28 protein-coding genes are annotated in these 26,624 nt (G+C 59.4%); 20 read left to right on the top strand and 8 right to left on the bottom strand.

Features of this window, described 5'->3' with window-relative positions:
- Positions 1 to 81: 81 nt before the first annotated feature.
- Both J3D54_RS00375 and J3D54_RS00370 read right to left on the bottom strand, forming a co-directional pair.
- Positions 82 to 336 carry a hypothetical protein gene (locus J3D54_RS00375; protein WP_253416236.1) on the bottom strand — a complete coding sequence of 85 codons (255 nt, stop codon included), beginning with the start codon at positions 334 to 336 and terminating at the stop codon, positions 82 to 84.
- 127 nt (positions 337 to 463) lie between these two features.
- Complete coding sequence (locus J3D54_RS00370) at positions 464 to 1,117, bottom strand: HD domain-containing protein (protein ID WP_253416235.1); 654 nt, start codon at positions 1,115 to 1,117, stop codon at positions 464 to 466.
- Between the two features lie 232 nt (positions 1,118 to 1,349).
- On the opposite strand from J3D54_RS00370, the gene J3D54_RS00365 reads away from it, so the two are divergent.
- The 6 genes from J3D54_RS00365 to J3D54_RS00340 all read left to right on the top strand — a co-directional run bounded on the left by J3D54_RS00365 (position 1,350) and on the right by J3D54_RS00340 (position 7,226).
- Positions 1,350 to 1,832, top strand: coding sequence for a GNAT family N-acetyltransferase (locus J3D54_RS00365; RefSeq protein WP_253416234.1), 483 nt, complete (start codon positions 1,350 to 1,352; stop codon positions 1,830 to 1,832).
- Between the two features lie 218 nt (positions 1,833 to 2,050).
- Positions 2,051 to 3,043 carry a 2-dehydro-3-deoxygalactonokinase gene (locus J3D54_RS00360; protein WP_253416233.1) on the top strand — a complete coding sequence of 331 codons (993 nt, stop codon included), beginning with the start codon at positions 2,051 to 2,053 and terminating at the stop codon, positions 3,041 to 3,043.
- A gap of 19 nt (positions 3,044 to 3,062) precedes the next feature.
- Positions 3,063 to 3,683 (top strand): 2-dehydro-3-deoxy-6-phosphogalactonate aldolase, encoded by a 621-nt coding sequence (locus J3D54_RS00355; RefSeq protein ID WP_253416232.1) that lies wholly within the window; start codon positions 3,063 to 3,065, stop codon positions 3,681 to 3,683.
- A gap of 47 nt (positions 3,684 to 3,730) precedes the next feature.
- Positions 3,731 to 4,879: a galactonate dehydratase gene (gene dgoD, locus J3D54_RS00350; RefSeq protein WP_007903915.1), complete on the top strand. Its 1,149-nt coding sequence runs from the start codon at positions 3,731 to 3,733 to the stop codon at positions 4,877 to 4,879.
- A 172-nt stretch (positions 4,880 to 5,051) separates the two neighbouring features.
- Positions 5,052 to 6,362, top strand: coding sequence for an MFS transporter (locus tag J3D54_RS00345; RefSeq protein WP_105343049.1), 1,311 nt, complete (start codon positions 5,052 to 5,054; stop codon positions 6,360 to 6,362).
- Positions 6,363 to 6,422: 60 nt separating this feature from the next.
- On the top strand, positions 6,423 to 7,226 hold the full coding sequence (locus J3D54_RS00340) for an IclR family transcriptional regulator (RefSeq protein ID WP_223487284.1): 804 nt from the start codon (positions 6,423 to 6,425) through the stop codon (positions 7,224 to 7,226).
- Here J3D54_RS00340 and J3D54_RS00335 read toward each other — a convergent pair.
- Positions 7,223 to 8,275: an NAD(P)-dependent alcohol dehydrogenase gene (locus tag J3D54_RS00335; RefSeq protein WP_253416231.1), complete on the bottom strand. Its 1,053-nt coding sequence runs from the start codon at positions 8,273 to 8,275 to the stop codon at positions 7,223 to 7,225. The two genes, J3D54_RS00340 and J3D54_RS00335, sit on opposite strands and share 4 nt — an antisense overlap.
- 191 nt (positions 8,276 to 8,466) lie before the next feature.
- On the opposite strand from J3D54_RS00335, the gene J3D54_RS00330 reads away from it, so the two are divergent.
- On the top strand, positions 8,467 to 9,357 hold the full coding sequence (locus J3D54_RS00330; RefSeq protein ID WP_253416230.1) for an AraC family transcriptional regulator: 891 nt from the start codon (positions 8,467 to 8,469) through the stop codon (positions 9,355 to 9,357).
- Positions 9,358 to 9,450: 93 nt separating this feature from the next.
- On the opposite strand, the gene J3D54_RS00325 is transcribed toward J3D54_RS00330, so the two are convergent.
- Positions 9,451 to 11,115 (bottom strand): electron transfer flavoprotein-ubiquinone oxidoreductase, encoded by a 1,665-nt coding sequence (locus J3D54_RS00325; RefSeq protein WP_253416229.1) that lies wholly within the window; start codon positions 11,113 to 11,115, stop codon positions 9,451 to 9,453.
- 547 nt (positions 11,116 to 11,662) lie between these two features.
- Between J3D54_RS00325 and J3D54_RS00320 the strand changes: the two genes are divergently transcribed.
- The 10 genes from J3D54_RS00320 (at position 11,663) to J3D54_RS00275 (ending at position 21,168) form a co-directional block, all read left to right on the top strand.
- Positions 11,663 to 12,412 carry an electron transfer flavoprotein subunit beta/FixA family protein gene (locus tag J3D54_RS00320; protein ID WP_003226982.1) on the top strand — a complete coding sequence of 250 codons (750 nt, stop codon included), beginning with the start codon at positions 11,663 to 11,665 and terminating at the stop codon, positions 12,410 to 12,412.
- Positions 12,413 to 13,342, top strand: coding sequence for an electron transfer flavoprotein subunit alpha/FixB family protein (locus J3D54_RS00315; protein ID WP_253416228.1), 930 nt, complete (start codon positions 12,413 to 12,415; stop codon positions 13,340 to 13,342).
- A 79-nt stretch (positions 13,343 to 13,421) separates the two neighbouring features.
- Entirely contained in the window at positions 13,422 to 14,270 is an 849-nt protein-coding gene (locus J3D54_RS00310; protein WP_253416227.1) for an ABC transporter substrate-binding protein, read from the top strand.
- Positions 14,271 to 14,279: 9 nt separating this feature from the next.
- Positions 14,280 to 14,636 carry a DUF4398 domain-containing protein gene (locus J3D54_RS00305; RefSeq protein WP_253416226.1) on the top strand — a complete coding sequence of 119 codons (357 nt, stop codon included), beginning with the start codon at positions 14,280 to 14,282 and terminating at the stop codon, positions 14,634 to 14,636.
- The gene (locus tag J3D54_RS00300) at positions 14,633 to 15,445 is read left to right on the top strand and encodes an OmpA family protein (protein WP_253416225.1); all 813 of its coding nucleotides are present in this window, start codon (positions 14,633 to 14,635) and stop codon (positions 15,443 to 15,445) included. The genes J3D54_RS00305 and J3D54_RS00300 overlap by 4 nt, the downstream gene beginning before the upstream one ends.
- A gap of 212 nt (positions 15,446 to 15,657) precedes the next feature.
- The gene (locus tag J3D54_RS00295; RefSeq protein WP_253416224.1) at positions 15,658 to 17,097 is read left to right on the top strand and encodes a PLP-dependent aminotransferase family protein; all 1,440 of its coding nucleotides are present in this window, start codon (positions 15,658 to 15,660) and stop codon (positions 17,095 to 17,097) included.
- Between the two features lie 87 nt (positions 17,098 to 17,184).
- Positions 17,185 to 17,652: a translation initiation factor 2 gene (locus J3D54_RS00290; RefSeq protein WP_253416223.1), complete on the top strand. Its 468-nt coding sequence runs from the start codon at positions 17,185 to 17,187 to the stop codon at positions 17,650 to 17,652.
- 167 nt (positions 17,653 to 17,819) lie between these two features.
- The gene (locus J3D54_RS00285) at positions 17,820 to 18,074 is read left to right on the top strand and encodes a YkgJ family cysteine cluster protein (RefSeq protein ID WP_253416222.1); all 255 of its coding nucleotides are present in this window, start codon (positions 17,820 to 17,822) and stop codon (positions 18,072 to 18,074) included.
- Between the two features lie 41 nt (positions 18,075 to 18,115).
- Positions 18,116 to 18,718, top strand: coding sequence for an START domain-containing protein (locus tag J3D54_RS00280; protein ID WP_253416221.1), 603 nt, complete (start codon positions 18,116 to 18,118; stop codon positions 18,716 to 18,718).
- A 356-nt stretch (positions 18,719 to 19,074) separates the two neighbouring features.
- Complete coding sequence (locus tag J3D54_RS00275) at positions 19,075 to 21,168, top strand: LTA synthase family protein (protein WP_253416220.1); 2,094 nt, start codon at positions 19,075 to 19,077, stop codon at positions 21,166 to 21,168.
- 60 nt (positions 21,169 to 21,228) lie between these two features.
- Here J3D54_RS00275 and J3D54_RS00270 read toward each other — a convergent pair whose 3' ends face one another.
- On the bottom strand, positions 21,229 to 21,387 hold the full coding sequence (locus J3D54_RS00270) for a DUF3309 family protein (RefSeq protein ID WP_172901242.1): 159 nt from the start codon (positions 21,385 to 21,387) through the stop codon (positions 21,229 to 21,231).
- 288 nt (positions 21,388 to 21,675) lie between these two features.
- On the opposite strand from J3D54_RS00270, the gene J3D54_RS00265 reads away from it, so the two are divergent.
- The 3 genes from J3D54_RS00265 (at position 21,676) to csrA (ending at position 23,227) form a co-directional block, all read left to right on the top strand.
- Positions 21,676 to 22,491, top strand: a complete 816-nt coding sequence (locus J3D54_RS00265) for an SDR family oxidoreductase (protein WP_018929879.1) — start codon at positions 21,676 to 21,678, stop codon at positions 22,489 to 22,491.
- A gap of 64 nt (positions 22,492 to 22,555) precedes the next feature.
- Positions 22,556 to 22,888: a YnfA family protein gene (locus tag J3D54_RS00260; RefSeq protein ID WP_253416219.1), complete on the top strand. Its 333-nt coding sequence runs from the start codon at positions 22,556 to 22,558 to the stop codon at positions 22,886 to 22,888.
- Between the two features lie 153 nt (positions 22,889 to 23,041).
- On the top strand, positions 23,042 to 23,227 hold the full coding sequence (gene csrA / locus J3D54_RS00255) for a carbon storage regulator CsrA (RefSeq protein ID WP_253416218.1): 186 nt from the start codon (positions 23,042 to 23,044) through the stop codon (positions 23,225 to 23,227).
- Between the two features lies 1 nt (position 23,228).
- Here csrA and J3D54_RS00250 read toward each other — a convergent pair whose 3' ends face one another.
- The 3 genes from J3D54_RS00250 to ngg form a co-directional block, all read right to left on the bottom strand.
- Positions 23,229 to 23,456, bottom strand: coding sequence for a YheU family protein (locus tag J3D54_RS00250; RefSeq protein WP_003199186.1), 228 nt, complete (start codon positions 23,454 to 23,456; stop codon positions 23,229 to 23,231).
- A 65-nt stretch (positions 23,457 to 23,521) separates the two neighbouring features.
- Entirely contained in the window at positions 23,522 to 24,712 is a 1,191-nt protein-coding gene (locus J3D54_RS00245; RefSeq protein ID WP_253416217.1) for an osmoprotectant NAGGN system M42 family peptidase, read from the bottom strand.
- A gap of 161 nt (positions 24,713 to 24,873) precedes the next feature.
- On the bottom strand, positions 24,874 to 26,622 hold the full coding sequence (gene ngg / locus J3D54_RS00240; RefSeq protein ID WP_253416216.1) for an N-acetylglutaminylglutamine synthetase: 1,749 nt from the start codon (positions 26,620 to 26,622) through the stop codon (positions 24,874 to 24,876).
- Positions 26,623 to 26,624: the final 2 nt, after the last annotated feature.

The raw sequence follows: 26,624 nt of genomic DNA, 5'->3' as shown, positions 1-26,624 counted from the left end.
AGGAGCTGGCGAAGCCTGCGATCTTTTGATCTTCAAACATTCACAGGCAAAAGATCGCAGCCTGCGGCAGCTCCTACGCGGTTAGTTATCCAGTTTGCGCGCCGCCTCAACCCCGGCGGCGCTGAGTTTGATCGGCAGGTTCAGCGAGTGCTCGCCGGATTCGTTGCAGATCACATGACCGTGCTGGATCAGCCCGCGTTCCTGCAGAGTGGCAAGGGTGCTGGCCACGACTTTCTCCCCCCGGTAATTGTCCAGGACTTCCTTGCCCAACCCGCTTGGGTGGGCGTGCAACAGGCGGGTCAGGACTTCTTTTTCCAGGTTTTTATCGACGTTCATGGTGACCTCTTGGTTGGGATGGACGGGTATTGCACCAGGCTCGCATCGGCGAGCGCCTACCCGATATTGGTCCATCCCCGACCTGGATTGGTGCCTGAGGAACGACGAGCGGTGTGGCCCTGGCTCCTCAGCCGACGCCGATTTCTTCCTTGAACAGCTCCATGAATCCCTTCAAGCGTTGATGGCGAACCTGTGCCAGGCGCTGGCCGGTGGTCGTTTGGAAGCCGTCCGCCAGGTGCAGCAGCTTGGTCTGGAAATGATCGAGGCAAAAGCGTTTGTCGTCGTAGTCCCGCTCGTTTGCCTCCGGGTCCACAGGGTCGTACAACGCGCTGCCCATGCGCCCGGCGATGTAGAAGGTACGCGCCACGCCGAGCATGCCAAGAGAGTCGAGGCGGTCGGCGTCCTGGATGATTCGGGCTTCGAGGGTCGTGGGTGTGATGTTGGCGCTGAAGCTATGGGCCTCAATGGCATGGATGACCGCGGTGATTTTTGCGTCAGGCCAATCCATGGCTGTCAGCACTGTCGACGCTTTCTGCGCCGCCAGCCGTGACGCCTGGGAACGCAGCGGCGAGTTCTTCTCCACCGCCACGCAATCGTGCAACAGCACGGCGGCCAGCAGCACCTCAAGATCACCGCTTTCTTCAGCATGAAGCGTGCGCACGTTGTGCCATACCCGTTGCAAGTGCGACAGATCGTGGGCGCCATCCTCGCCAGGTTCCAGCGTATGGGGCAGCAGTTCAGAAGCCAGACTCTGCAGAGGTGCGAAAGCAGCGGTGCTCATAAATGTCCTTAAGTATGAAAACGCTTTTGTGGCGAGGGAGCTTGCTCCCGTTGGGCTGCGTAGCAGCCTCGACCGCAGAAGGCACGGTATTTCAATTAGACTCGCGTCGCCAGTTTTTGCGACTGCTTTGCAGCCGAGCGGGAGCAAGCTCCCTCGCCACATTGCTTTCAAATGTGACGAGCGCCGCGCGCGGACTTAGTATGGCGTTTTCAACTTTTGACAAGGCACGTCCATGACGATCGAAATCCGCCCGGCGACCCCCAGCGATGCTCCGCAAATCCTCGCGTTCATCACTGAACTGGCCGACTTCGAGCGTGCCCGACACGAAGTCATTGCCAGCGTCGCCGACATCGAGCGCAGCCTGTTCAACGAAGGCGCCACCGCCCATGGCCTGATCTGTCTGCGAGATGGCCTGCCGATCGGCTTTGCGGTGTTCTTCTTCAGCTATTCCACCTGGTTGGGCAGCAATTGCCTGTACCTCGAAGACCTCTACATCACCCCTGAACAACGGGGCGGCGGCGCTGGTAAAACCCTGCTGCGCCACCTGGCGAAAATCGCCTGCGCCAATGATTGCGGCCGTTTCGAATGGAGCGTGCTGGACTGGAACAAACCGGCGATCGAATTTTACAAATCCCTTGGCGCACAGCCACAGGAAGAGTGGGTGCGGTATCGGATGGATGGGGCGGTGTTAAGGGATTTTGCCGCAGGTCATTGATCCCCTAAACGATCGCAGCCTTCGGCAGCTCCTACACGAGATTGTGTTTCGCCTGGTGATATCGCGGCGTACATCGAATCTGTAGGAACTGCCGAAGGCTGCGATCTTTTTTTGTGTCGCTCCCAATATATGGGATTAATATTTATATATTGAGATTTTTAGGCGTCCGGGTTTATAGTCCAGCTCACTCACTGCCAAAAAACAAAACAGGTGAAGCGATGCTGGCGCAATTGATCGCGCTCGATTGGGGGACAACCTCATTACGTGCTTACAAACTCGGCTTCGGTGGCCAGGTGCTGGAACAGCGTGCGCTGTCGTCCGGGATCATGCAGCTGCCCAAGACGCCGCGAATCATCGCCGGTCGGGCATGCGCCGACGGTTTTGAGCTGGCCTTCGATGAGGCTTGCGGTGACTGGCTCGACGCGCAGCCCGATGTGCCGGTGATTGCCTGTGGCATGGTCGGCAGTGCTCAGGGCTGGCGCGAAGCGGCTTACTGCGACACGCCGGCGAACGTCGCCAATCTCGGAACTTCCCTACAAACCGTTCGCAGTCTTCGCGGTGTCGATGTGCACATCGTGCCGGGCGTGATTCAGCGTTCGCGCTTGCCGAACGTCATGCGCGGCGAAGAAACCCAGGTGCTCGGTGTGCTGCAGAATCTGCCGGGCGAGGCGGGTAGAGATCTGTTGATCGGCCTGCCGGGCAGCCATTCGAAATGGGTAGAAGTGGCCGACGGCTGCATCGTGCATTTCGATACCTTCATGACCGGCGAAGTCTTCGCCGTGCTCAGTGAACACAGCATTCTGGGGCGCACTCAGCAGCGCGGCGGGTCTTTTGATGGCGATGCTTTTGACCGTGGCGTGCAAGTGGCGCTGTCGGCGGATGGCGAGATCGGGCCGCTGTCGACGCTGTTCAGTGCCCGCAGTCTGGGGCTGACCGGTGAGCTCAGTGCCATCGCTCAGCCGGACTATCTGTCCGGCCTGTTGATCGGCCATGAACTGTCGGCCCTGGCCAATGTTCAACGGCGTCGGCGCAACAGCGTGCACCTGCCCTCGATCATCCTCATCGGCAACGCTCAACTTTGCGCTCGCTACAGCCGGGCGCTCGACGCCTGCGGTTTTGCCCGGGTGACCCTGGCCGAGCAGGCCACCGAGCGCGGCTTGTGGCAGTTGGCGGTCGCCGCCGGACTGATCACTGCAAACCCATCCCGTTAAACCTGACTGGAGGTCTGACATGCTCAAGCAAGCACTGGCACAAAACGGTCTGATCGCGATCTTGCGTGGCCTGCGTCCGCAAGAGGCGGCAGCCGTCGGCGAAGTCCTGTACTCGGCCGGATTTCGCGTCATCGAAGTGCCGCTTAATTCCCCTGAACCGTACGAAAGTATCCGCATCCTGCGCAGCACATTACCCGCCGATTGCCTGATCGGCGCGGGCACAGTGTTGACCCCGGAACAGGTCGAGCAGGTGAAAGCGGCAGGTGGTCAAGTGATCGTCATGCCCCACAGCGATGCCAAAGTGTTGCGCGCGGCGAAGGCCGCGGGGCTGTTCCTGTCGCCGGGCGTGGCGACGCCGACCGAAGCTTTTGCCGCATTGGCCGAAGGGGCGGATGTGCTGAAGATGTTTCCGGCCGAACAGATGGGGCCAGCTGTTGTGAAAGCCTGGTTGGCGGTGTTGCCGGCAGGGACGGTGCTGGTGCCGGTGGGCGGGATCACGCCGGACAACATGCAGGTGTTTATCGAGGCCGGTGTCAAAGGTTTCGGTCTCGGTTCCGGGCTGTTCAAACCGGGCATGACGGCTGACGAAGTGGCGGTGCGCGCCAAGGCGTATGTCGCTGCATGGAACGCTCTGCGTTAAGACTTTCTGGCGCTGTGAGCGCTGCATCTACAAGAGAGACAATAGAGATGAAAATCACCAAACTCACCACCTTCATCGTTCCGCCGCGCTGGTGCTTCCTCAAGGTCGAGACCGACGAGGGTGTGACCGGTTGGGGCGAGCCCGTGGTCGAAGGCCGCGCGCACACTGTCGCTGCGGCGGTTGAGGAATTGTCCGACTACCTGATCGGTAAAGACCCACGCAACATCGAAGACATCTGGACCGTGCTCTACCGTGGCGGTTTCTACCGGGGTGGGGCGATCCACATGAGCGCGCTGGCCGGTATCGACCAAGCGCTGTGGGACATCAAGGGCAAGGCGCTGGGGGTGTCGGTCAGCGATTTGCTGGGTGGTCAGGTGCGGGACAAGATCCGGGTTTACTCGTGGATCGGTGGTGATCGCCCGGCGGATACCGCGCGTGCCGCCAAAGAAGCGGTCAGCCGTGGTTTCACCGCAGTGAAAATGAACGGCACCGAAGAGCTGCAGTTCCTCGACTCCTTCGAGAAAGTCGACCTGGCGCTGGCCAACGTTGCCGCGGTGCGCGATGCCGTCGGCCCGAATGTCGGCATCGGTGTGGACTTCCATGGTCGGGTGCACAAGCCGATGGCCAAGGTGTTGATGAAGGAACTCGACCCGTACAAACTGATGTTCATCGAAGAACCGGTGCTCAGTGAAAACTACGAAGCGCTGAAGGAGCTGGCGCCGCTGACCAGCACGCCGATTGCCCTTGGCGAGCGGTTGTTCTCGCGCTGGGATTTCAAGCGTGTGCTCAGCGAAGGCTACGTCGACATCATCCAGCCCGATGCGTCCCACGCGGGCGGCATCACCGAAACCCGCAAGATCGCCAACATGGCCGAAGCCTACGACGTGGCGCTGGCGCTGCATTGCCCGCTGGGCCCGATTGCCTTGGCGGCGTGCCTGCAACTGGACGCGGTTTGCTACAACGCGTTCATCCAGGAACAGAGCCTGGGCATCCATTACAACGAGAGCAATGACCTGCTCGATTACGTGAAAGATCCGCGGGTGTTCGATTACGACAAAGGCTTCGTGAAGATCCCCAACGGCCCGGGCCTGGGCATCGAAATCAACGAGGAGTACGTGATCGAACGCGCCGCCGTCGGCCACCGTTGGCGCAACCCGATCTGGCGCCATGCTGATGGCAGTTTTGCCGAGTGGTGAGTTCCTCCTGACTCAACACAAATCCCTGTGGGAGCGGGCTTGCCCGCGATGGCGACAGCATATTCGGCATTGATGTGACTGGCATGACGCTATCGCGGGCAAGCCCGCTCCCACAAGGGTGCAGCGCAAGTCTTCAAATTGACCTCAATAAACATAAGAAGAGGCACTCTCCATGCAACCGCAAACCCTCACCGGGCAGGCGTCGTTGGTGACGCCCAGTCGCAAGCGTTTTTTCATCATGGTCCTGTTGTTCATCACCGTGGTGATCAACTACCTGGACCGCAGCAACCTGTCCATTGCCGCCCCGGCGCTGACCAGTGACCTGGGCATCGATCCGATCCATGTCGGGCTGATCTTTTCCGCGTTCGGCTGGACCTACGCCGCCATGCAGATCCCCGGCGGCTGGCTGGTGGACCGGGTGCCGCCGCGCATTCTCTACAGCGTCGCATTGCTGCTGTGGTCGCTGGCCACGGTGATGCTCGGCTTTGCTGCCAGTTTCATTGCGCTGTTCGTGCTGCGCATGGCCGTCGGTGCCCTGGAAGCGCCGGCGTATCCGATCAACAGCCGCGTGGTGACGACCTGGTTCCCCGAGCGCGAACGCGCCACCGCCATTGGTTTCTACACCTCCGGGCAGTTCGTCGGCCTGGCGTTTCTCACGCCGGTACTCGCCTGGCTGCAACATCAATATGGTTGGCACATGGTGTTTGTCAGCACCGGTGTGGTGGGCATCCTTTGGGCGGTGATCTGGTACGCGGTGTATCGCGAGCCACGGGATTTCAAGGGCGCCAATGACGCGGAAATCGAGCTGATCCGCGAGGGTGGTGGGCTGGTGGATATCCAGGCCGAGACTGCCAAGGCCAAGGCGAAATTCAGCTGGATCGACCTCGGGATTGTCCTGAGCAAACGCAAGTTGTGGGGCATTTACCTCGGCCAGTTTTGCCTCAATTCGACCTTGTGGTTTTTTCTGACATGGTTCCCGACCTACCTGGTGAAATATCGCGGCATGGACTTCATCAAGTCTGGCTTGCTGGCGTCATTACCGTTTCTGGCGGCCTTCGTGGGCGTGCTGTGTTCGGGGTTCTTCTCGGACTTTTTGATCCGTCGCGGTTATACGGTGGGTTTCGCCCGCAAGTTGCCGATCATTGGCGGTCTGCTGATTTCCACCTCGATCATCGGTGCCAACTTCGTCGAGTCGACGCCACTGGTGATTGCCTTCCTCGCACTGGCCTTCTTCGGCAATGGCCTGGCCTCGATCACCTGGTCGCTGGTGTCGACCCTGGCCCCGGCGCGGTTGCTTGGACTGACCGGTGGGGTGTTCAATTTCATCGGCAACCTGGCGGCGATTACCACGCCCATTGTTATCGGTTTCCTCGCCTCCGGTGATTCGTTTGCCCCAGCGATTACCTATATCTCGGTTCTGGCGTTGTTGGGTGCGCTTTCCTACGTGTTGCTGGTGGGCAAGGTCGAGCGTATCAAGTTGTAGTCGCAGCCGTCGGGCGACCATAATGCCGCCCGTTCACTCGCTCAACGGTAAAGGCTGGATATGCAGGAAGACGCCCCAAAAATCGCCAAGGACGCCGCGCCGACCGGCACCCAGACACTGCTTCGCGGCCTGGGTGTGGTTCAGGCCGTGGCCAGTGGCGCCCGCGATCTCAAGGAAATCGCCCGGCTGATCGGCACGACGCGCAGCACCACTCATCGTCTGGCCAGCTGCCTGGTGGACGAGCGTTATCTGCGAGTGGTACCGCAAGTCGGTTATCTGCTGGGGCCGAAACTGATCGAGCTGGGTTTCCAGGCACGTGAAGAGTTGCCACTGGTGACGCTGGCCGGGCCGTATCTGGATGAGTTGTCGGCGTTGACCGGCGACACCATTCACCTGGCGATTCGCGAAGGTGACGAGGTGCTGTACCTGCTCAAGAATCCAGGACGCAACGGCCCGGAAATGCGTTCGCGGGTCGGCCATCGCATGCCGTTGGCGCGTACCGGGATCGGTAAGGCGTTGATGCTTGATGACTCACAGGAAGAGTGGCAACGGCTGTACGAAGTCAGCTTGCCGGTGGGTGGGAAAAATCAGTTCTGGCCGCAGCATCCGGAGCAATCCTGGGAGCAGTTTCAGCAGCGCATGATCGAGTATGTGGCCGGTGGTTATGCCTTCGACCTGGAAGACAACGAACCGTCGATCCGTTGCGTGGCGGCACCGATCCGCGATGCCAGCAAGCGCATTGTCGCCGGTATCAGCATCGCCAGCACCGTACCCTACATGCCGCTGGAAAAAATGGCCGAGCTGATTCCCCTGATCAAAGGGGTCACGGCCCGGCTGTCGGCGGAACTTGGCTTGAAGGTTTAGATCTTCAAGGTTGCCATGTCGATCACGAAGCGGTACTTCACGTCGCCGGCGATCATGCGGGTGTAAGCCTCGTTGATCTGGCAGATGTCGAGCATTTCGATGTCGCAGGTGATGCCGTGTTCTGCGCAGAAATCCAGCACTTCCTGGGTTTCGGCAATGCCGCCGATCAACGAGCCGGCCAGCACGCGACGACCCAATACCAGTTTGGCAGCATGCACCGGCGGATCGACTGGCTCGATCAAGCCCACCAGAATGTGTACGCCGTCGAAACGCAAGGTATCGAGGTAGGGATTGAGGTCGTGCTGCACCGGAATGGTGTCCAGCAGGAAGTCGAACTGTCCTGCGGCGGCTTTCATCTGTTCGGCATCGGTGGACACGATCACGTGGTCCGCGCCTTGGCGCCGACCTTCTTCAGCCTTGCTCGCCGAGCGGGTGAACAAGGTCACCTCAGCGCCCATCGCCTTGGCGAACTTGATCCCCATGTGACCGAGACCGCCCATGCCGAGAATCCCGACCTTGTCGCCGGCCTTGACGCCGTAGTGCTTGAGCGGCGAGTAGGTGGTGATGCCGGCGCACAGAATCGGCGCGGCGCTGGCCGGGTCGAGTTTCTCCGGGATGCGCACGACAAAGTGCTCGCTGACCACGATGCTGTCGGAGTAGCCGCCCATGGTGTTGCTGCCATCGACCCGGTCCGGGGTGGCGTACGTCATGGTCGGGCCTTCGAGGCAGTATTGCTCCAGATCCGCCTGGCAGGCTTCGCAATGGCGGCACGAGTCGACCATGCAACCGACGCCGACCAGATCGCCGACGTTGTGTTTAGTAACGTTCGCGCCGACGGCGGTCACTTTGCCGACGATCTCATGGCCAGGCATCAGCGGGTAAACAGCAATGCCCCACTCGTTGCGCGCCTGGTGGATGTCAGAATGGCAGACGCCGCAGTAGAGAATGTCGATCGCAACATCGTCGGCCCGTAGGCTGCGGCGTTCGAATTTCATCGGGGCGAGGGGCGTGGTGGCGGACTGAGCGGCGTATCCGATGGCGGTGTACATGGTGAACCTCGCATAAGCAGTGACAGGTGAGGCGAGCCATTCTGGGCACCGCACGGTTTACCGGCCATGGCGATTCCTCCGGGTGTCATGCCTAATCCTCCGGCATGCGCTTTCGTTCGGTCGCATTGGCGCTCAGACCTGCGATGATGTTTTCATCCCTTTTTTCGCGACTTTTTTGTGAAGAGCTCTCCATGTTGTTGACCCGTCATCTCGATGCCAATGCCACGCTGGTTTCGTTGATTCAGCCGCTGACTACCCGCGATGGTTTCGTGCCTACCGCGTTGCCGGGCGTGCAGGTTTTGCGGGCCAGTTGCGATATGGCCCGTGGCCCGCAAATTTACGAGCCAAGCCTGGTCATCATCGCCCAGGGCAGCAAGTTGGCGTATCTGGGCCCGCGTACACTGGAATACGGCGCTGGGCATTATTTGATTCAGGCACTGCCGGTGCCGTTCGAATGCGAGACGTTTTCGGCGCCGGATGGCCCGATGCTGGGCGTTTCCATCGCCATTGATAGGGTATTGCTCAGTGAGTTGGTATTGGCCATGGGGCTGGCGCCCGGGCGCACTATTGCTGCACAGACACCCGAATCCATGACCTCGGCGGTGCTCGACGATGCCATGCGCAGTTGTGTGGAACGGTTGTTGCGCTGTCTGCACGATCCGCTGGAATGCCAGGTCATGGGCCAGGCGCGCTTGCGCGAGTTGTTGTTCGTCGCCTTGCGGGGGCCGCAAGCCGATGTATTGCGGGCGTTGGTGGAGCAACAGGGGCAGTTTGCCCGGATCGCCGCGTCCCTGAGTCATCTGCATGCGCATTACACCGAGCCGCTGAACGTCGAAACCCTGGCCAGTTGCGCGAACATGAGCGCGTCGACATTTCATGAGCATTTCAAGCGCAGCACCTTGTTGTCGCCGGTGCAATATTTGAAGCGTTTGCGTTTACTCAGGGCCCAGCAATTGTTGCTGGGTGAAGGGTTGGGCGTGGCTCAGGTGGCGCATCGGGTGGGGTATCAGAGTACGTCGCAGTTCAGCCGTGAGTACAAGCGCTACTTCGAACGTAATCCGGGGGATGAGCGCGCAGCCTGATCCACTAAGTAACCTTGTGGGAGTGTGTGGTTGCTTGAATGGTGGGCAACAAAAAGGCCCCCATGTCGGGAGCCTTGTTGTTCAGCGTTCGACTTACATGTTCGGGTAAGTCGGGCCACCGGCACCTTCCGGCGCTACCCAGGTGATGTTCTGTGCAGGATCCTTGATGTCGCAGGTCTTGCAGTGAACACAGTTCTGGGCGTTGATCTGGAAGCGCTTCTCGCCGTCTTCCTTGGTCACCACTTCGTACACACCGGCCGGGCAGTAACGCTGGGCAGGTTCATCGTACAGCGGCAGGTTCTTGCTGATCGGGATGCTCGCGTCGGCCAGCTTCAGGTGGCACGGCTGCTCTTCTTCATGGTTGGTACCGGAGATGAACACCGAGCTGAGTTTGTCGAAGCTGATCTTGCCGTCCGGTTTCGGGTAGTCGATCTTCTTGCAGTCGGCCGCCAGTTTCAGGCACGCGTAATCCGGCTTGGTGTCGTGCAGGGTGAACGGCAGTTTGCCGCCGAACCAGTTCTGGTCGATGTAGTTGAATGCCGCGCCGAGAATCGGGCCGAACTTGTGCATCGCCGGGCCGAAGTTGCGGCTGGCGAACAGTTCGTCATAGAGCCAGCTCTTCTTGAACGCGTCGACGTAAGTGGTCAGCTCTTGCGTGCTGTCCAGATCGGCGAACAGCGCGTCGGCCACGGCGTCAGCGGCGAGCATGCCGGACTTCATCGCCGTGTGGCTGCCTTTGATCTTGGCGAAGTTCAGGGTGCCGAGGTCGCAACCGATCAGCGCACCGCCCTTGAAGACCATTTTCGGCAGCGAGTTCAGGCCGCCTTTGCAGATCGCGCGGGCGCCGTAGCTGATGCGCTTGCCGCCTTCCAGGTATTGCTTGAGCACCGGGTGATGCTTGAGGCGCTGGAACTCGTCGAACGGCGACAGGAAGGTATTGCTGTAGGAAAGATCGACGATCAGACCGACCACCACCTGGTTGTTTTCCAAGTGATAGAGGAACGAGCCACCGGTGTTCTCGGTGCCCATGATGTCCAGCGGCCAGCCGGCGGTGTGGACCACCAGGCCTGGCTGGTGCTTGGCCGGGTCGATTTCCCAGATTTCTTTCAGGCCGATGCCGTAATGCTGGGCGTCGGCTTCGCTGTCGAGGTTGAAACGCTTGATCAGCTGCTTGCCGATGTGGCCGCGGCAACCTTCGGCGAACAGTGTGTACTTGGCGCGCAGTTCCATGCCTGGGGTGTACAGGCCTTCTTTCGGATTGCCTTCGCGGTCAACGCCCAGATCGCCGGTGATGATCCCGCGAACCACGCCGTTCTCGTCGAACAGCGCTTCCTGGGCGGCGAAGCCCGGGTAGATTTCCACGCCCAGGTTCTCGGCCTGCTGGGCCAGCCAGCGGCACAGGTTGCCCAGGGAGATGATGTAGTTGCCTTCGTTGTGCATGGTCTTGGGCACAAAGAGGTCTGGAATCTTCTGCGCGCTGTCAGCGTTCTTCAGAACGAAGATGTCATCGCGGGTGACTGGCGTGTTCAGCGGCGCGCCGAGTTCTTTCCAGTCCGGGAACAGTTCGTTCAGGGCCCGTGGTTCGAACACGGCACCGGACAAGATATGAGCGCCGACTTCGGAGCCTTTTTCGACCACGCAGACGCTGATTTCCTTACCAGCTTCGGCGGCCTTCTGCTTCAAACGGCAGGCGGCGGACAGGCCAGCGGGGCCGGCACCGACGATGACCACGTCGAATTCCATGTATTCGCGTTCCACAGGCTATCTCCTACTCAAGGCTCAACAGTTTTTTTCTAATTGGAGGTTTGGCGTTGCATCCATTATTTCCTTCGGCAAACGCCGAAAGGGACAATGGATGACCCACCTTTCTCTCTAGGTGGCGCATTATATCTACACCACTCCTAGCGTCCAATACAAACGTTTGTTTGAATTGGCTCAAAGCCAGATAAATCAAAGTCACGCGGCTTATGACTGGCCATTTTGCCGTATTGACCCGAATAGGTGTTCCGGTCAAGATACGGGCGGTTTTGCGCTCGCCGTAGGCTGACTGTAGGTTTCAAGAGCACCTCTAAAGACAGGACGATCGCAGGGCAAGGTGATGCGCCGCTCGGGTTTGGCGCGCAGTTTACACGTCGCGTTAATGAATGACTCGTCGGTCACCACTGACGAACGGTCATGAACAGCATGAGCGATGGTCACTTGACACGAATGCCGGCGTTTTTAGAGGTGCCCTTGTGCCCCATGTGCATCAACCGCCAGGTTCGCCTAGGCGACTTTCTTTTCACCGGAGAGTAACGAGGAATCCATGAAGGTTCTTGTAGCTGTCAAACGCGTTGTGGATTACAACGTCAAGGTTCGCGTCAAGGCGGACAATTCCGGCGTCGACCTCGCTAACGTCAAGATGTCGATGAACCCGTTCTGCGAAATCGCAGTGGAAGAAGCCGTACGTCTGAAAGAGAAAGGCGTTGCGACTGAAATCGTCGTCGTCTCTATCGGCCCGTCCACCGCTCAAGAGCAACTGCGCACCGCGCTGGCGCTGGGTGCCGACCGTGCCATCCTCGTCGAATCCGCTGAAGATCTGACTTCCCTGGCCGTGGCCAAGCTGCTCAAGGCAGTGGTCGACAAGGAACAGCCTCAGCTGGTGATCCTCGGCAAACAAGCCATCGACAGCGACAACAACCAGACCGGCCAGATGCTCGCGGCATTGAGCGGCTACGGTCAGGGCACGTTCGCATCGAAAGTCGAAGTCAGCGGTGACAGCGTTGCCGTGACTCGTGAAATCGACGGCGGCGCGCAGACGGTTTCCCTGAAACTGCCGGCCATCGTCACCACCGACCTGCGTTTGAACGAGCCGCGCTACGCGTCCCTGCCAAACATCATGAAAGCCAAGAAGAAGCCTCTCGAAGTGCTGACTCCGGACGCTTTGGGCGTTTCCACCGCCTCCACCAACAAGACCTTGAAAGTCGAAGCGCCAGCTGCACGCAGCGCGGGTATCAAGGTCAAGTCGGTGGCTGAACTGGTTGAAAAACTCAAGAACGAAGCGAAGGTAATCTAAATGACTATCTTGGTTATTGCTGAACACGACAACAAAGCGCTGGCCCCAGCCACGCTGAACACCGTTGCTGCTGCCGCGAAAATCGGCGGCGACATCCACGTTCTGGTTGCAGGTCAGGGCGCTGGCGCCGTGGCTGAAGCCGCCGCGAAAGTCGCTGGCGTGGCAAAAGTGCTGGTGGCCGACAACGCCGCCTACGCGCATCAACTGCCGGAAAACGTCGCGCCGCTGGTCGCCGAGTTGGGCAAGGGCTACAGCCACATCCTGGCGGCCGCCACTTCCAACGGCAAAAACATCCTGCCGCGCGTTGCTGCTCAGCTGGACGTTGACCAGATCTCCGAGATCATCTCGGTCGAAAGCGCCGACACCTTCAAGCGCCCGATCTACGCCGGTAACGCCATCGCTACCGTGCAATCGAATGCTGCAGTGAAAGTGATCACCGTGCGTGCTACCGGTTTCGACCCGGTCGCAGCTGAAGGTGGTTCGGCTGCCGTTGAAGCCGTTGCCGCTGCTCACGACGCTGGCACTTCCAGCTTCGTCGGCGAAGAACTGGCCAAGTCCGATCGTCCGGAACTGACCGCTGCCAAGATCGTCGTTTCCGGCGGCCGCGGAATGCAGAACGGCGACAACTTCAAACACCTGTACGCCCTGGCCGACAAGCTGGGCGCTGCTGTCGGTGCTTCGCGCGCTGCAGTCGACGCAGGTTTCGTACCCAACGACATGCAGGTCGGTCAGACCGGCAAAATCGTTGCGCCACAGCTGTACATCGCCGTCGGTATCTCCGGCGCGATCCAGCACCTGGCCGGCATGAAAGACTCCAAAGTGATCGTGGCGATCAACAAGGACGAAGAAGCGCCGATCTTCCAGGTGGCCGATTACGGCCTGGTGGCGGACCTGTTCGAAGCCATCCCTGAGTTCGAGAAGCTGGTCTAATCCGGCGGCTTGACTTATAAAGAGCCCGGCCTTTTGGTCGGGCTTTTTTTGTTCCGGATTTGAGTGGGAGAGTATTGCCATGGATCTGCGCCGCTGGTTTGGCTGCTCTTTTTTGCCGGGGGTGTGGTTGAGCCTGGCGCTAATGCCAGGGTTGTCCGCCGCCGCGGGCAAGTGCGAGCGCTTGATCGTGACCGGCAGCCCGGACGCACCGCCGTACCTGTGGCAAGACCCGCAAGACCCCAAGCACTTGATCGGCGCCAGTGCTGATCTGTTGCAGCAAGTGGCGGGGGAGTTGGGCATCAAGGTTGAGCTGCTGTATGCCGGCAAACGCTCCCAGGCCCTGGATGAAGTGCGCAGTGGGCGCATGGACATGCTGGCCGATGCGCCCTTGGCGGTAAATGAGCTGGAAAATCTGGATTACATCCATCCAGCGCTGCTGGAAAACGATTATCTGGTCTGGACCCGCAACGATTCGCTATTGGTCTACAACGAAGCGCAGGACCTTCACGGTCATCCCGGCGCGTTGTCGGAAAAGGCTCGAGTGACCCCTTCATTCGGCACTTTCGCCGAGCAGCAATTGACCCTCGTGCGCACACCCAATCTGACTCAGGCCTTTCAGAAACTGCTGCTGGGCGAGGTGGAATTTGTCCTCGCCGGCCGTTACTCGGGCATGGCCATGGTGCAAACGCTGGGGATGGCCAATGACTTGATGGCCCACCCACAACCCATCGACAAACCCGGCCTGTATCTCGCGGTTTCCCATAACTCTGCCTGTAACGATCCTTGGTTGCGCGGACAGCTGGCCAAAAAGATGACAGAATTGCCCGCGTCCGGACTGACGGAGGCTGCGTTGCTGCGCAATATCGAGCGTTGGAAAGCGCAAGGCTCACAACAGCAGCCACAACCGGTCAGTACCCCAAAACAGTAGGGATTTTTAGTGAGTATTCGACCTCTTTTCGCTGCCCTGGCCGTTCTGGCTCTGGCGGGTTGTGCAGCCGATCCTGCGCCGAATGAACAAATACGCCTGACCGAACAGGCCCTCGAACAAGCCAAGGCCGTGGGCGCTACCGCTGAGGAAGTGCCGGAGCTGAAGCTGGCCCAGGACAAGTTCAACCGTGCCAAGGGCAATATGGCCGACCAGTCCTTCAAGAATGCGCGTATGCGGGCCGAGCAGGCCGAGCTGGACGCGCGCCTGGCCGAAGCCCGGGTCCTGACCCACAAGAGCGAGGAGCAGTTGAACGTGCTCAATTCCCGCATCACCCGCCTGCGCAAGCAACTGGGAGATGCCCAATGAACTTCAAGACCCAAGTACTCGGCGGCTTGATCCTGGTCGGCTGTGCAAGCCTTTATGGCTGCGCCGGTCAACACAGCGAAGCCGCGTTGCAGCAGGCTGGTGCCGACTTCCAGAAGGTCAAGGAAGACTCCAACGTGCTGCGCATTGCACCCAAAGACGTGATCCGCGCCGGCGAGTCTCTGGCCCGCGCCGATCGTCTGTCCAGCTACTGGGGCAGCGGTTCCGACGTGGTGCATTACGCCTACCTGAGCCAGCGCTACAGCGAAATCGCCCGGGAACACACCAATCAGGTGCTCAACGAAGAGCGCGCAGCGAAGCTCGAACTCGAGCGTCAGCGCCTGCAACTGGCGCTGCGAGAGTCCAAGTTGCTCAGCGTGCAGCAACAGGGCAAGTGGCTCGAAGAGCAGATCGTGGCGCTGGCGACCACTCAGACCGACCGTGGTCTGGTGATGACCCTGGGCGATGTGTTGTTCGATACCGGTGAAGCGGAGCTGAAGAACTCGGCGAACCGTGTAGTGCTGAAAATCGTCCAGTTCCTGCAACTCAACCCCAAGCGCGTGGTGCGGATCGAAGGCTACACCGACAGCACCGGCGGGAAACAGGAAAACCTCAAGCTGTCCCGCGACCGTGCACAATCGGTGGCTGACGTGCTGATGGACCTGGGCATCGACGACAAACGCATCCAGGTTGAAGGTTACGGCGATGAATACCCGGTGGACGCCAACGCTTCCGAGCGCGGTCGTGCACAGAACCGTCGGGTGGAAATTGTGTTCTCCGACGAAAAAGGCCAGCTCGGCGCTGCCCGCTAAGGGCTGCGTCACTGGAAAGCCCGGCCTGCCAGACAGCGCCGGGTTTTTTTGTGCCTGCCAATTGCTTCGCGATTCCAATAAAAAGCAGTACAGTTTTTGCTGACACCGCCCTGTATGGTCGACTATTGTGGCAACTGTCCCAGTACACTTCTAAACTGTTCCGGTATTGTTTCACACAAGAATAAAATGCCCGTGAAATCGAGTGCTGCGTCATGACCAATCTCTTGCTCTATCAACGTATTGCTCAGCAACTGGCCGAAGACATCCGCCGCGGCGTCTATCAGCCGGGAGAGCGCGTGCCTTCGGTGCGCAAGATGAGCTCGCAGCTCAACGTCAGCCATGCGACGGTGTTGCAAGCCTACGCCAACCTTGAAGATCAAGGGCTGATCCGTGCCCGGCCGCAATCCGGTTACTACGTGCACCAGACGCCGGCCCTGACGGCACCGACCCCGGACATCGCCCGGGTCGAGCGCCCAGGCCTGGTCACTCGCAGCAGCATCATTCAGCAAGTCCTGGTCGAATCGCGCCGCGAAGGCGTGTTCCCATTGGGCGCGGCCGTACCGAGCGTCGATTATCTACCGGTGCGGGCGCTGCATCAGCAACTGGCCAAAGTCACTCGTTTCCATAGTCCGCGGGCGTTCAGCTACATGTTCAGTCCCGGTTTCGAGCCGTTGCGTCGGCAAGTGGCGATCCGCATGCGCGATGCCGGCGTGGTGGTTGATCCGTCGGAAGTGGTGATCACCCATGGCTGCGTCGATGCATTGCAGATGTCTCTGCGCGTATTGACCCGGCCGGGCGATCTGATTGCCGCCGAGTCGCCGACCTATTACGGTTTGCTGCAACTGGCCGACCTGTTGGGGTTGAAAGTCATCGAGATCCCCAGCGATCCGGCTACTGGTATGAGCCTCGAAGCTCTGCAACTGGCGGCCAACCAGTGGTCGATCAAGGCGCTGGTGCTGACCACGCGCCTGAGCAATCCCTTGGGCGGCACCATGCCCGAAGAGCGGCAGAAACAACTGCTGCGCCTGGCCTCGGATTTCGATATCCAGATCGTCGAAGACGATATTTACGGCGAGCTGATGTTCGAGCAGGGCCGCACCAAATCGCTCAAGGCCTATGACCGGCTGGATCGGGTGATTTATTGCTCCAGCTTCTCCAAAACCCTGTCGCCCGGCGTGCGGATCGGCTGGATGATTGCCGGCAAGTACCAGCCGGAAATCCAGCGCTTGCAGACGTTCAGCACGCATTCGGCCTGCAGCGTCACGCAAATGGGCATTGCGGCCTATCTGGAGAACGGTGGTTACGACCGGCATTTGCGTTACATCCGTCAGGAGTACCGCAAGAACCTCAGCGCTTTCCAACTGGGAGTTCAGCAATACTTCCCGGAAGGCACACAGATGACCCGGCCTACTGGCGGGTTCATTCTGTGGGTCAGCCTGCCGGGGCGGGTCAACACGCAGGAGTTGCATGTGCGTGCGCTGCAGCAGGGCATCAGCATTGCGCCGGGGCTGATTTTCAGTAACACCGAACAGTTCAATCACTGCATTCGCCTGAACTGTGGCATCCCCTGGAACCGCGAAGCCGAGCGTGCATTGATGACGCTGGGGTTGCTGGCAACGCAACTTTGCCAAGAGACGACGAGCGGTTTTTAACCTGCCGGGCAGTTGTGAACTGCCCGCTTGTCTTGTCGTCTCCAACAGGCGAGCATATAGCCTTCTGCCGTTCGCGCCGTTGGGTCCATGAAACCGATTTTTCCTGCCGCCTGGTTATTGATCTGCCTGTTGATGACTTGTCAGGCGGAAGGTGTCATGGCGGCTTCCGTTCAGGAAAAACCGACAGCCGCCGCAACCGCGAAAAAACCGGTGGCGGTTATAAAAACCGCTCCAGCCAAAAAGAAGGCTGCCCCGGTCAAAAAGCGTTCTCCCATTGCGTCCAAGTCAAAACCAGCCAGCGAAGTGTTGAAAACCAACCTCCCTCCCGCCAATCTCGACTTGAGCTTGCCCAAGGATAAGGTCGATGAATTGAAACCGGTCGGCACGGTACCGTTGCCTCGACACGATGCGGTGTTGCCGCAAATGTTCGGTGGCAAAAGCAGTCCGTTTCAGCTGAACGGTCGCCTGATCAGCAACGAAATGCAGCTGCAACGACGCAATGAAGAGCGCCGGGACGTTGAAGGCGCGGCGCTGGAATTCGAGTTCAAGCAGTAAATTTCCCCCTGTTCGTGACCCGCGAAACAGACGCTTTGTCGGAGACTGGTCAGTCACGTTCGTTTGAGCGTAAAAACCCGGGCCTGGGTAATTTAAAACACCTGTTTTAGCCGTTACTCTGTGCCACGTCCCTTTAACACATTGCTCGCCGCGAGGAGCTTGTCGTCATGAGATGCCGTGAAGGCTGTGGCGCCTGTTGCATTGCCCCTTCCATCAGTTCGCCGATTCCCGGCATGCCCAATGGCAAAGCCGCCGGAGAACGATGCGTACAACTGTCTGCCGATAACCTGTGCAGCATTTTCGGCAGGCCGGAGCGTCCCGCGGTGTGTTCGGCATTTGAGGCCGATGTCGAGGTTTGCGGAAGCAGCCGCGACGAAGCGATCAAGTTGCTGGGCTGGTGGGAGCAAATGACGGCCGCGTGATGTGTTCAACGAACGGAACTTCAACAATAAGGAATAAGACTATGGGTTCGCTGCATCGTATCGCTGTGCTGTGTGGTTTGACGGTTTTGCTGGCCTCCACGGCCCAGGCCGAAGACTGGAAAACCGCCAAGGACGAAGACGGCATCAAGGTGTCCTTGAGTGAGGTGGCCGGTTCCCAATACAAGGCTTACCGTGGTGTAACGGTCATGAAGACCACCATGGCCAAATTGCGTGCATTGCAGGAAGACGTACCAGGGGCCTGCGCCTGGATTCATGAGTGCAAGACCCAGAAGCTGCTCAAGCACGAAGGCAATCAGAGCTGGACCTACACTCAATTCAATACACCCTGGCCGGTCACTGCTCGCGATTCGGTGTTGCATGTCACCACCGTTGAGGGCGCCGATGGCAGCCTGACCCGCGAGCTGGAAGGGCAGCCGAAGTACCTTCCGGAAGAGAAAGGTTTTGTACGCGTCGCCCAGGTCAAGGGTTTCTGGAAGTTCGTGCCCAAAGGCGATCAAGTCGAAGTGACGTATCAGGTCCACACCGATCCAGGCGGCAGCGTGCCGTCGTGGTTGGCCAACAAGTTCGTGGTCGATGCACCGTTCAATACCCTCAAAGCGCTGAAGGAACGTGCCGAGAAGTAACGGCGTACTCTGTTGGTTTACGGCCGTGTTCAACAACGCCTCGATTGGATCGGGGCGTTTGATTTTTTATTGAGAGAAGGGCTTTATTTTGTTTCCGGATATGCGTTGAACGAAATTTTCACAAAGCCTCCAAGACAATTCGCCTCAACGAGTCAACCCCGCAACTTTGCGCCACGCCTCTTGTCCCTGAGCGCTACAAGCGACAGTTGGGCTGCCGGACAGTAATCAATGGCAATGCCGCGGTTGATCGTGCAACATTTGCGCACCGCGCACGCCCCGGGGCCGAGGATGGTCAACAGAGGGCAAGGCGCCGCTGTATTTTTGAAACTTCAACTTCCAATGGGTCCTAAAACGACATGGCAAACCCGGACGCCCTGAATCAGCAGCGAGCTTCTAGTCGCCTGCTGCAACCGACCGTCAAATCGCATCTGGCCTACACGCTGTTGTGCGCCTTGATCATGATGGTCATGTTCAGCCTGCTGCGCGTCGCGCTGCTGGTCTACAACCGCTCGATGATCCTCGACACACCAGCTTCGACCTTCCTGGAAGCGTTCGCCAACGGCCTGCGTTTCGACTTGCGCCTGGTGGTTTACTTCAGCGTTCCGCTGCTGCTGGCCCTGTTCAGCGCCCGGGCCATGGCGGCCCGCGGGTTCTTCCGGCTCTGGTTGACCGTTGCCTCGAGTATCGCGCTGTTCCTCGGCTTGATGGAGATGGACTTTTACCGCGAGTTCCACCAGCGCCTCAACGGTCTGGTCTTCCAGTACGTGAAAGAAGACCCGAAAACCGTGATGAGCATGCTCTGGTACGGTTTTCCGGTGGTTCGCTACCTGTTGGCCTGGGGCGTGGGCACGTTAATTCTGACCCTCGCGTTCAAGGGCGCCGACCGCGCCACGCGTCCTCGTGGGCCATTCAGCGGTGGCAGCATCGGAACCCGCCAGGTCGCTCCGTGGTATGCGCGCGGCGTGGTGTTCGTGGTCTGCCTGATGGTCTGTGTGGTCGCGGCGCGTGGCACCCTGCGCCAGGGCCCGCCGCTGCGTTGGGGTGACGTTTACACCACGGACTCGAACTTCGCCAACCAGCTGGGCCTCAATGGCACGCTGTCGCTGATCGCGGCGGCCAAGAGCCGGATGTCCGAAGACCGCGATAATATCTGGAAGGCAACGCTGCCACAGCCGCAAGCTCAGAAAATCGTGCGTGACATGCTGGTGATGTCGGACGAAAAACTGGTGGATGCCGATATCGCTGCGGTGCGTCGTGATTATGTGCCGCCGGCCGACAAGACCCTGCCGATCAAGAACGTTGTCGTGATCCTGATGGAAAGTATGGCCGGTCACTCGGTGGGTGCCTTGGGCGCGCCGGGAAACATCACGCCGAACCTCGACAAACTGTCGAAAGAAGGCCTGCTGTTCGATCGCTTCTTCTCCAACGGGACGCATACCCACCAGGGTATGTTCGCCACCATGGCCTGCTTCCCGAACCTGCCGGGTTTTGAATACCTGATGCAGACCCCGGAAGGCAGCCACAAGTTGTCCGGCCTGCCGCAGCTGCTCAGCGCACGTAATTACGGCGACGTGTATGTCTACAACGGCGATTTTGCCTGGGACAACCAGTCGGGTTTCTTCAGCAACCAGGGCATGACCAACTTCATTGGTCGTAACGACTTCGTGAACCCGGTGTTCTCCGACCCGACCTGGGGCGTGTCCGACCAGGACATGTTCGACCGTGGTCTGGTAGAGCTCAAGGCGCGGGAAAACGGCAAGCCGTTCTATGCGTTGCTGCAAACCCTGTCCAACCACACGCCATATGCCTTGCCGACACCATTGCCGGTTGAACCTGTAACCGATCGCGGCAGCCTGAACGAGCATTTGACCGCCATGCGTTACGCGGACTGGGCACTGGGACAATTCTTTGAAAAGGCTCGCAAGGAGCCTTACTTCAAAGAAACCCTGTTTGTCATCGTGGGTGACCACGGTTTTGGCAACGAGCGTCAGATCACCGAAATGGACCTGGGCCGCTTCAACGTACCGATGTTGATGATTGCACCGGGCATCCAGGAAAAGTTCGGCCAGCGTGACCATACCGTGGGCACTCAGATCGATATCGTGCCAACCATCATGGGCCGTATTGGTGGTGAAGTGCGTCATCAGTGTTGGGGGCGTGATCTGCTCAATCTGCCTGAAGGCGACACCGGTTTTGGTGTGATCAAGCCGTCAGGAAGTGAGCAAACCACCGCTATCATCACAGCTGACCAGATTCTTGTTCTGCCAAAGGATAAGGAAATGGCGCCGAAGATGTACCAATACGAACTGGGTTCGACGCCTCACGCCGAGATCGTTCCGAATGCACCGCGTACGGCTGAGTTGAAGCTCAAGCTCGAAGCGTTCCTGCAAACAGCGACCAAAAGCCTGCTCGATAACACCGCAGGTGTGGTTAACGGCAAACCGGATTAACTATTGACGCAATTGGAAAGAGGCCCTTCGCAGGGCCTCTTTTTTTTGCCGGAAAAATCTTTATATCTTGCCAAGCAGCAGCAGGATCAACAGCACCACCAACACCACGCCGATGATACCGGACGGGCCGTAACCCCAACTTCTGGAGTGCGGGAAGACCGGCAAACCACCTATCAACAACAGAATAAGAATAACGATAAGAATTGTGCCCATGTCTATTTCCTTGCTGGAAGCATTGTGGATTGACCTAGGGTTTTAGCCATCAGCTGGACGTGTATTAATCCTAGCTGCTTACAAAATCCGACTCATGGATATAAGAAAAAATTCCAAGTTTTTTTAATGTTATTTGGAAAGCACGCTTATTTCTTTTACTGCGTCTCAACGTTGAAACAGCCCTACCGCGCCGTGGTTCATCGCTGGCCATTCAGCACTCTGATGGAGCGTGGGTCGCGCATTATCCTTCGCTACACTCGGTGCATCTTCCCCGGAACAACAAGGCTGTTTGCTATGCAAAATCGCATGATGATCACTGGCGCGGGCTCCGGCCTGGGTCGCGAAATCGCGCTGCGCTGGGCGCGTGAAGGCTGGCAGCTGGCCTTGTCGGATGTCAGTGAGCCCGGCTTGCAAGAAACCTTGAAGCTGGTTCGCGAAGCCGGCGGTGACGGTTTCATACAGCGCTGTGATGTGCGCGACTACAGCCAACTGACCGCTTTCGCCCAAGCCTGCGAAGAGAAACTCGGCGGCATCGACGTCATCGTCAACAACGCCGGTGTGGCCTCGGGTGGGTTCTTCAGTGAACTGTCGCTGGAAGACTGGGACTGGCAGATCGCGATCAACCTGATGGGCGTGGTCAAGGGCTGCAAGGCCTTCCTGCCGCTGCTGGAGAAAAGCAAAGGCAAGATCATCAACATCGCCTCGATGGCGGCGCTGATGCAAGGCCCGGCCATGAGCAACTACAACGTGGCCAAGGCGGGAGTGGTGGCGTTGTCCGAAAGTTTGCTGATTGAATTGGCCCACGAGGAAGTCAGCGTACATGTGGTCTGCCCGTCGTTTTTCCAGACCAACCTGCTGGACTCCTTTCGTGGCCCGACCCCGGCCATGAAAGCCCAGGTCGGCAAATTGCTGGAGAGCTCGCCGATCACCGCTGCCGACATTGCCGACTACATCTATCAGCAGGTCGCCGCTGGCGAATTCTTGATCCTGCCTCACGAACAGGGCCGCATGGCCTGGGCAATCAAGCAGAAAGACCCGCAACTGCTCTATAACGAAATGACGGTGATGGCCGACAAAATGCGCGCCAAGGCCAAACAAAACGCAGGCTGAACTTGCCCGTGCGCAACACCATCGTTAGGGTGGCCGCAATCGGTCATCCTAACGAGACGTCTGCATGCTCAATTACCTGTGGTTTTTCCTCGCCGCGCTGTTCGAAATCGCCGGCTGTTTCGCTTTCTGGATGTGGCTGCGCCAGGGTAAAAGCGTGTGGTGGGTCATCCCGGCCTTACTCAGCCTGACCTTGTTTGCGCTACTGCTGACCCGGGTCGAAGCGAGCTATGCCGGCCGCGCCTATGCCGCCTACGGTGGCATTTACATCATCGCCTCGATTGGCTGGCTGGCGGTGGTCGAGCGGATTCGTCCACTGGGCTCGGACTGGCTCGGCGTGGCACTGTGTGTGCTTGGGGCGAGTGTCATTCTGTTTGGTCCGCGCCTTGCCGCTTCCTGAAGGATCGGTCCTTCATTCAAGCGGTTTGTCGGACTCGTCCGTCAGGGCACTGCTGTCTGCGCTGTAGGGCGGGACTGATTTGCCGCTTCTGCATTGAAGACCCGCTACGCGCCGGGCATCTTCAGGGTCCGCTAACCCTGAAGGATGAATGCCATGCTTGTACTCAGTCGCGTTGTGGGCGAGATGATATCCATAGGTGACAACATTTCCGTGCGGGTGCTCGCCGTCAATGGAAGCAGCGTGCGCTTCGGTGTCGAAGCGCCACAGCAGGTCAACGTACACCGCGCCGAAGTCTACGAGCGCATTCAGATCAAACAGGCGAAAGCCAAAGTTCGTTGACTCAGTCGAACAGGTGCTTGGGCACATCGTGTTTGAGCATCAACTGGCATTGCTCGCTTTCCGGATCGAAGACGATCAGCGCCTGGCCCTTGGTCAATGCCTGACGGACACGCAACACTCGGGTTTCCAGCGGCGTGTCATCGCCGTTGTCCGTGCCGTCACGGGTCACGAAATCCTCGATCAGGCGGGTCAGGGTGTCGACTTCAAGTTGGTCGTGGGGGATCAGCATAAGGCACCTCGGTTAAACATTGGCGCGATGCTACGGCGGATATGAACACATCACCAGTGTCCGCCTCAGCTTTCTGTGCGCTGTCCCAGCAGGCTATCCACCGATGGCACCCGGGTATCGCTTTCCATCTGCGTCTCGTGCTCGATCTGGTGACTGAACCGCTCCAGCGATCCCGTGGCTGGTTGTGCATCGCTGGCGAATACCGGCGGGCTGAGAATGTAGGCGCCGAGCAAACGGCTGAGAGCGGCGAGGCTGTCGATGTGGGTGCGTTCGTAGCCGTGGGTGGCGTCGCAACCGAAGGCCAGCAGCGCGGTACGAATGTCGTGGCCGGCGGTGACGGCCGAGTGAGCATCGCTGAAGTAATAACGAAACAGGTCCCGACGCGCCGGCAGTTCGTTGTCAGCGGCCAAGCGTAGCAGGTGCCGCGACAGATGATAGTCATAAGGCCCGCCGGAATCCTGCATCGCCACACTCACCGCGTGTTCGCTGGAATGCTGGCCGGGCGCGACCGGCGCGATGTCGATGCCGACGAATTCGCTGACATCCCAGGGCAGGGCAGCGGCCGCACCGCTGCCGGTTTCCTCGGTGATGGTGAACAGCGGATGGCAGTCGATCATCAACTCTTCGCCGCTGTCGACAATCGCTTTCAGTGCCGCCAGCAGCGCGGCAACGCCGGCCTTGTCATCGAGGTGACGGGCGCTGATGTGGCCGCTTTCGGTGAACTCCGGCAACGGGTCGAAGGCAACGAAATCGCCGACGCTGATCCCCAGCGAGTCGCAATCGGCGCGAGTGGCGCAATAGGCGTCCAGGCGCAATTCGATGTGATCCCAACTGATCGGCATTTCATCCACGGCGGTGTTGAACGCGTGCCCGGAAGCCATCAGCGGCAACACGCTGCCGCGGATCACGCCGTTGTCGGTGAACAGACTGACGCGGCTGCCCTCGGCAAAACGGCTGGACCAGCAGCCGACCGGCGCCAGGGTCAGGCGCCCATTGTCCTTGATCGCGCGAACCGCCGCGCCAATGGTATCGAGATGGGCGGAAACCGCTCTGTCCGGGCTGTTCTTCTTGCCCTTGAGGGTGGCGCGGATGGTGCCGCGACGGGTCATTTCAAAGGGAATGCCCAGCTCTTCAAGGCGCTCGGCGACGTACCGCACGATGGTGTCGGTGAACCCGGTGGGGCTGGGAATGGCGAGCATTTCCAGCAGGACTTTTTGCAGGTAGTTGAGATCCGGTTCAGGGATTTTGCTGGTCATGGAAACTCCTGATGGGGTGAGGGCATCGATGGTTTCGATGAGGAGGGGGAATCTACGTTGCCTGTCAGGCCGCCATCGCGGGCAAGCCCGCTCCCACAGTTGGCCGCGTACCCTGTGGGAGCGGGCTTGCCCGCGATGGCGTCAGTTCAGGCGACATACCTTTATGAAACTGCCGGCTGACTATGCGCAAACAACAAATCCACAAACCGCTCGGCCGTCGGCTGCGGCTCATGGTTGGCCAGGCCGGCGCGTTCATTGGCTTCGATAAACACATACTCCGGCTGGTCGGCGGCCGGCACCATCAGGTCGAGCCCGACCATCGGAATATCCAGCGCCCGCGCCGCGCGCACCGCCGCGTCCACCAAGGCTGGATGCAGAATCGCCGTGACGTCTTCAAGAATGCCGCCGGTATGAAGATTCGCCGTGCGTCGTACGAACAAGTGCTCACCGGCCGACAGAATGCTGCCGTAGTCATAACCCGCCGCCTGCAAGGTGCGCTGGGTCTCCTGATCCAGCGGGATTTTGCTTTCACCGCTAGTCGCCGCCTGACGGCGACGGCTCTGGGCCTCGATCAGCGCACCGATGGAATGCTGACCATCGCCCACCACTTCCGCCGGCCGGCGAATAGCGGCAGCGACCACTTCGAATCCGATTACCAGAATCCGCAAATCGAGGCCTTCGTGAAAACTTTCCAGCAGCACTCGACTGTCGAATGCGCGGGCGTTTTCGATGGCTTGCTGGACCTCCTCAATGCTGCGTAAATCCACCGCTACCCCTTGGCCCTGTTCACCGTCCAGCGGTTTGACCACCACCCGTTCATGCTCGTCGAGAAACGCCAGGTTGTCGTCCGCGCTCCCCGCCAGTTGTTGGGCCGGCAGTTTGAGGCCGGCGTTTTTCAGCACCTTGTGGGTCAGGCTTTTGTCCTGGCACAAGGTCATGCTGATGGCGCTGGTCAGATCGCTCAGGGATTCGCGGCAACGCACCCGGCGACTGCCGTGAATCAAGGTAAACAGACCGGCCTGAGCGTCGTCCACCTGTACCTCAATGCCACGCCGATGAGCCTCCTCGACGATGATCCGCGCATACGGATTGAACTCGGCTTGCGGACCGGGGCCGAGAAACAACGGTTGGTTGATGCCGTTCTTGCGCTTGATCGCAAAGGTCGACAAATTGCGAAAACCGAGCTTGGCGTAAAGGCTTTTCGCCTGACGGTTGTTGTGCAGCACCGACAGGTCCAGGTAACTCAGCCCGCGACTCATGAAGTGTTCGATCAAGTGCCGCACCAGCACTTCACCGACGCCCGGGCGAGAACATTGCGGATCCACCGCCAGGCACCACAGGCTGCTGCCGTTTTCCGGATCGTTGAATGCCTTGTGATGATTGAGGCCCATGACGCTGCCGATGATTGCGCCGCTGTCCTCATCTTCGGCCAGCCAGTAAACCGGGCCGCCCTGGTGATGGGGCGTCAGCAAGCTCGCATCGATCGGTAGCATGCCGCGGGCCTGATACAGCTGATTGATCGCCTGCCAGTCCGCCTCGCTTTGCGCCCGACGAATGCGGAAGCCGCGAAACACCCGGGTGGCCTGACGGTAATCGCTGAACCACAGGCGCAAAGTATCGGACGGGTCGAGAAACAGTTGCGCCGGTTCCAGCCCCAACACTTGCTGAGGGGCCGCGACGTACAAGGCAATGTCCCGTTCACCGGGCTGCTCATTGAGCAACTCTTGGGCAAGGCTCGCCGCATCGGGAAAGGTGTGGCCGATCAGCAACCGGCCCCAACCGCAATGCACGGCGATGGGCGCTGGGCTCAATGCACTGCCGTCTTCGGCCAGGCGTGCCTGCAAGCGTTCGTAGGAGGGGGCCTGACCGCGCAACAAGCGTTGGCTGTAAGCCGTGGCGTGGGGTTTCATCG

It is taken from the genome of Pseudomonas sp. GGS8 (genome assembly GCF_024168645.1).
GTDB lineage: Bacteria > Pseudomonadota > Gammaproteobacteria > Pseudomonadales > Pseudomonadaceae > Aquipseudomonas.
This window is presented reverse-complemented; position numbering and strand designations above follow the sequence as displayed.

Bases quoted from the DNA above. Each gene is read 5' to 3' on its own strand.
- J3D54_RS00375 (WP_253416236.1), bottom strand. From the start codon at position 336: ATGAACGTCGATAAAAACCTGGAAAAAGAAGTCCTGACCCGCCTGTTG.
- J3D54_RS00370 (WP_253416235.1), bottom strand. From the start codon at position 1,117: ATGAGCACCGCTGCTTTCGCACCTCTGCAGAGTCTGGCTTCTGAACTG.
- J3D54_RS00365 (WP_253416234.1), top strand. From the start codon at position 1,350: ATGACGATCGAAATCCGCCCGGCGACCCCCAGCGATGCTCCGCAAATC.
- J3D54_RS00360 (WP_253416233.1), top strand. From the start codon at position 2,051: ATGCTGGCGCAATTGATCGCGCTCGATTGGGGGACAACCTCATTACGT.
- J3D54_RS00355 (WP_253416232.1), top strand. From the start codon at position 3,063: ATGCTCAAGCAAGCACTGGCACAAAACGGTCTGATCGCGATCTTGCGT.
- dgoD (WP_007903915.1), top strand. From the start codon at position 3,731: ATGAAAATCACCAAACTCACCACCTTCATCGTTCCGCCGCGCTGGTGC.
- J3D54_RS00345 (WP_105343049.1), top strand. From the start codon at position 5,052: ATGCAACCGCAAACCCTCACCGGGCAGGCGTCGTTGGTGACGCCCAGT.
- J3D54_RS00340 (WP_223487284.1), top strand. From the start codon at position 6,423: ATGCAGGAAGACGCCCCAAAAATCGCCAAGGACGCCGCGCCGACCGGC.
- J3D54_RS00335 (WP_253416231.1), bottom strand. From the start codon at position 8,275: ATGTACACCGCCATCGGATACGCCGCTCAGTCCGCCACCACGCCCCTC.
- J3D54_RS00330 (WP_253416230.1), top strand. From the start codon at position 8,467: ATGTTGTTGACCCGTCATCTCGATGCCAATGCCACGCTGGTTTCGTTG.
- J3D54_RS00320 (WP_003226982.1), top strand. From the start codon at position 11,663: ATGAAGGTTCTTGTAGCTGTCAAACGCGTTGTGGATTACAACGTCAAG.
- J3D54_RS00315 (WP_253416228.1), top strand. From the start codon at position 12,413: ATGACTATCTTGGTTATTGCTGAACACGACAACAAAGCGCTGGCCCCA.
- J3D54_RS00310 (WP_253416227.1), top strand. From the start codon at position 13,422: ATGGATCTGCGCCGCTGGTTTGGCTGCTCTTTTTTGCCGGGGGTGTGG.
- J3D54_RS00300 (WP_253416225.1), top strand. From the start codon at position 14,633: ATGAACTTCAAGACCCAAGTACTCGGCGGCTTGATCCTGGTCGGCTGT.
- J3D54_RS00295 (WP_253416224.1), top strand. From the start codon at position 15,658: ATGACCAATCTCTTGCTCTATCAACGTATTGCTCAGCAACTGGCCGAA.
- J3D54_RS00290 (WP_253416223.1), top strand. From the start codon at position 17,185: ATGAAACCGATTTTTCCTGCCGCCTGGTTATTGATCTGCCTGTTGATG.
- J3D54_RS00285 (WP_253416222.1), top strand. From the start codon at position 17,820: ATGAGATGCCGTGAAGGCTGTGGCGCCTGTTGCATTGCCCCTTCCATC.
- J3D54_RS00280 (WP_253416221.1), top strand. From the start codon at position 18,116: ATGGGTTCGCTGCATCGTATCGCTGTGCTGTGTGGTTTGACGGTTTTG.
- J3D54_RS00275 (WP_253416220.1), top strand. From the start codon at position 19,075: ATGGCAAACCCGGACGCCCTGAATCAGCAGCGAGCTTCTAGTCGCCTG.
- J3D54_RS00265 (WP_018929879.1), top strand. From the start codon at position 21,676: ATGCAAAATCGCATGATGATCACTGGCGCGGGCTCCGGCCTGGGTCGC.
- J3D54_RS00260 (WP_253416219.1), top strand. From the start codon at position 22,556: ATGCTCAATTACCTGTGGTTTTTCCTCGCCGCGCTGTTCGAAATCGCC.
- csrA (WP_253416218.1), top strand. From the start codon at position 23,042: ATGCTTGTACTCAGTCGCGTTGTGGGCGAGATGATATCCATAGGTGAC.
- J3D54_RS00250 (WP_003199186.1), bottom strand. From the start codon at position 23,456: ATGCTGATCCCCCACGACCAACTTGAAGTCGACACCCTGACCCGCCTG.
- J3D54_RS00245 (WP_253416217.1), bottom strand. From the start codon at position 24,712: ATGACCAGCAAAATCCCTGAACCGGATCTCAACTACCTGCAAAAAGTC.
- ngg (WP_253416216.1), bottom strand. From the start codon at position 26,622: ATGAAACCCCACGCCACGGCTTACAGCCAACGCTTGTTGCGCGGTCAG.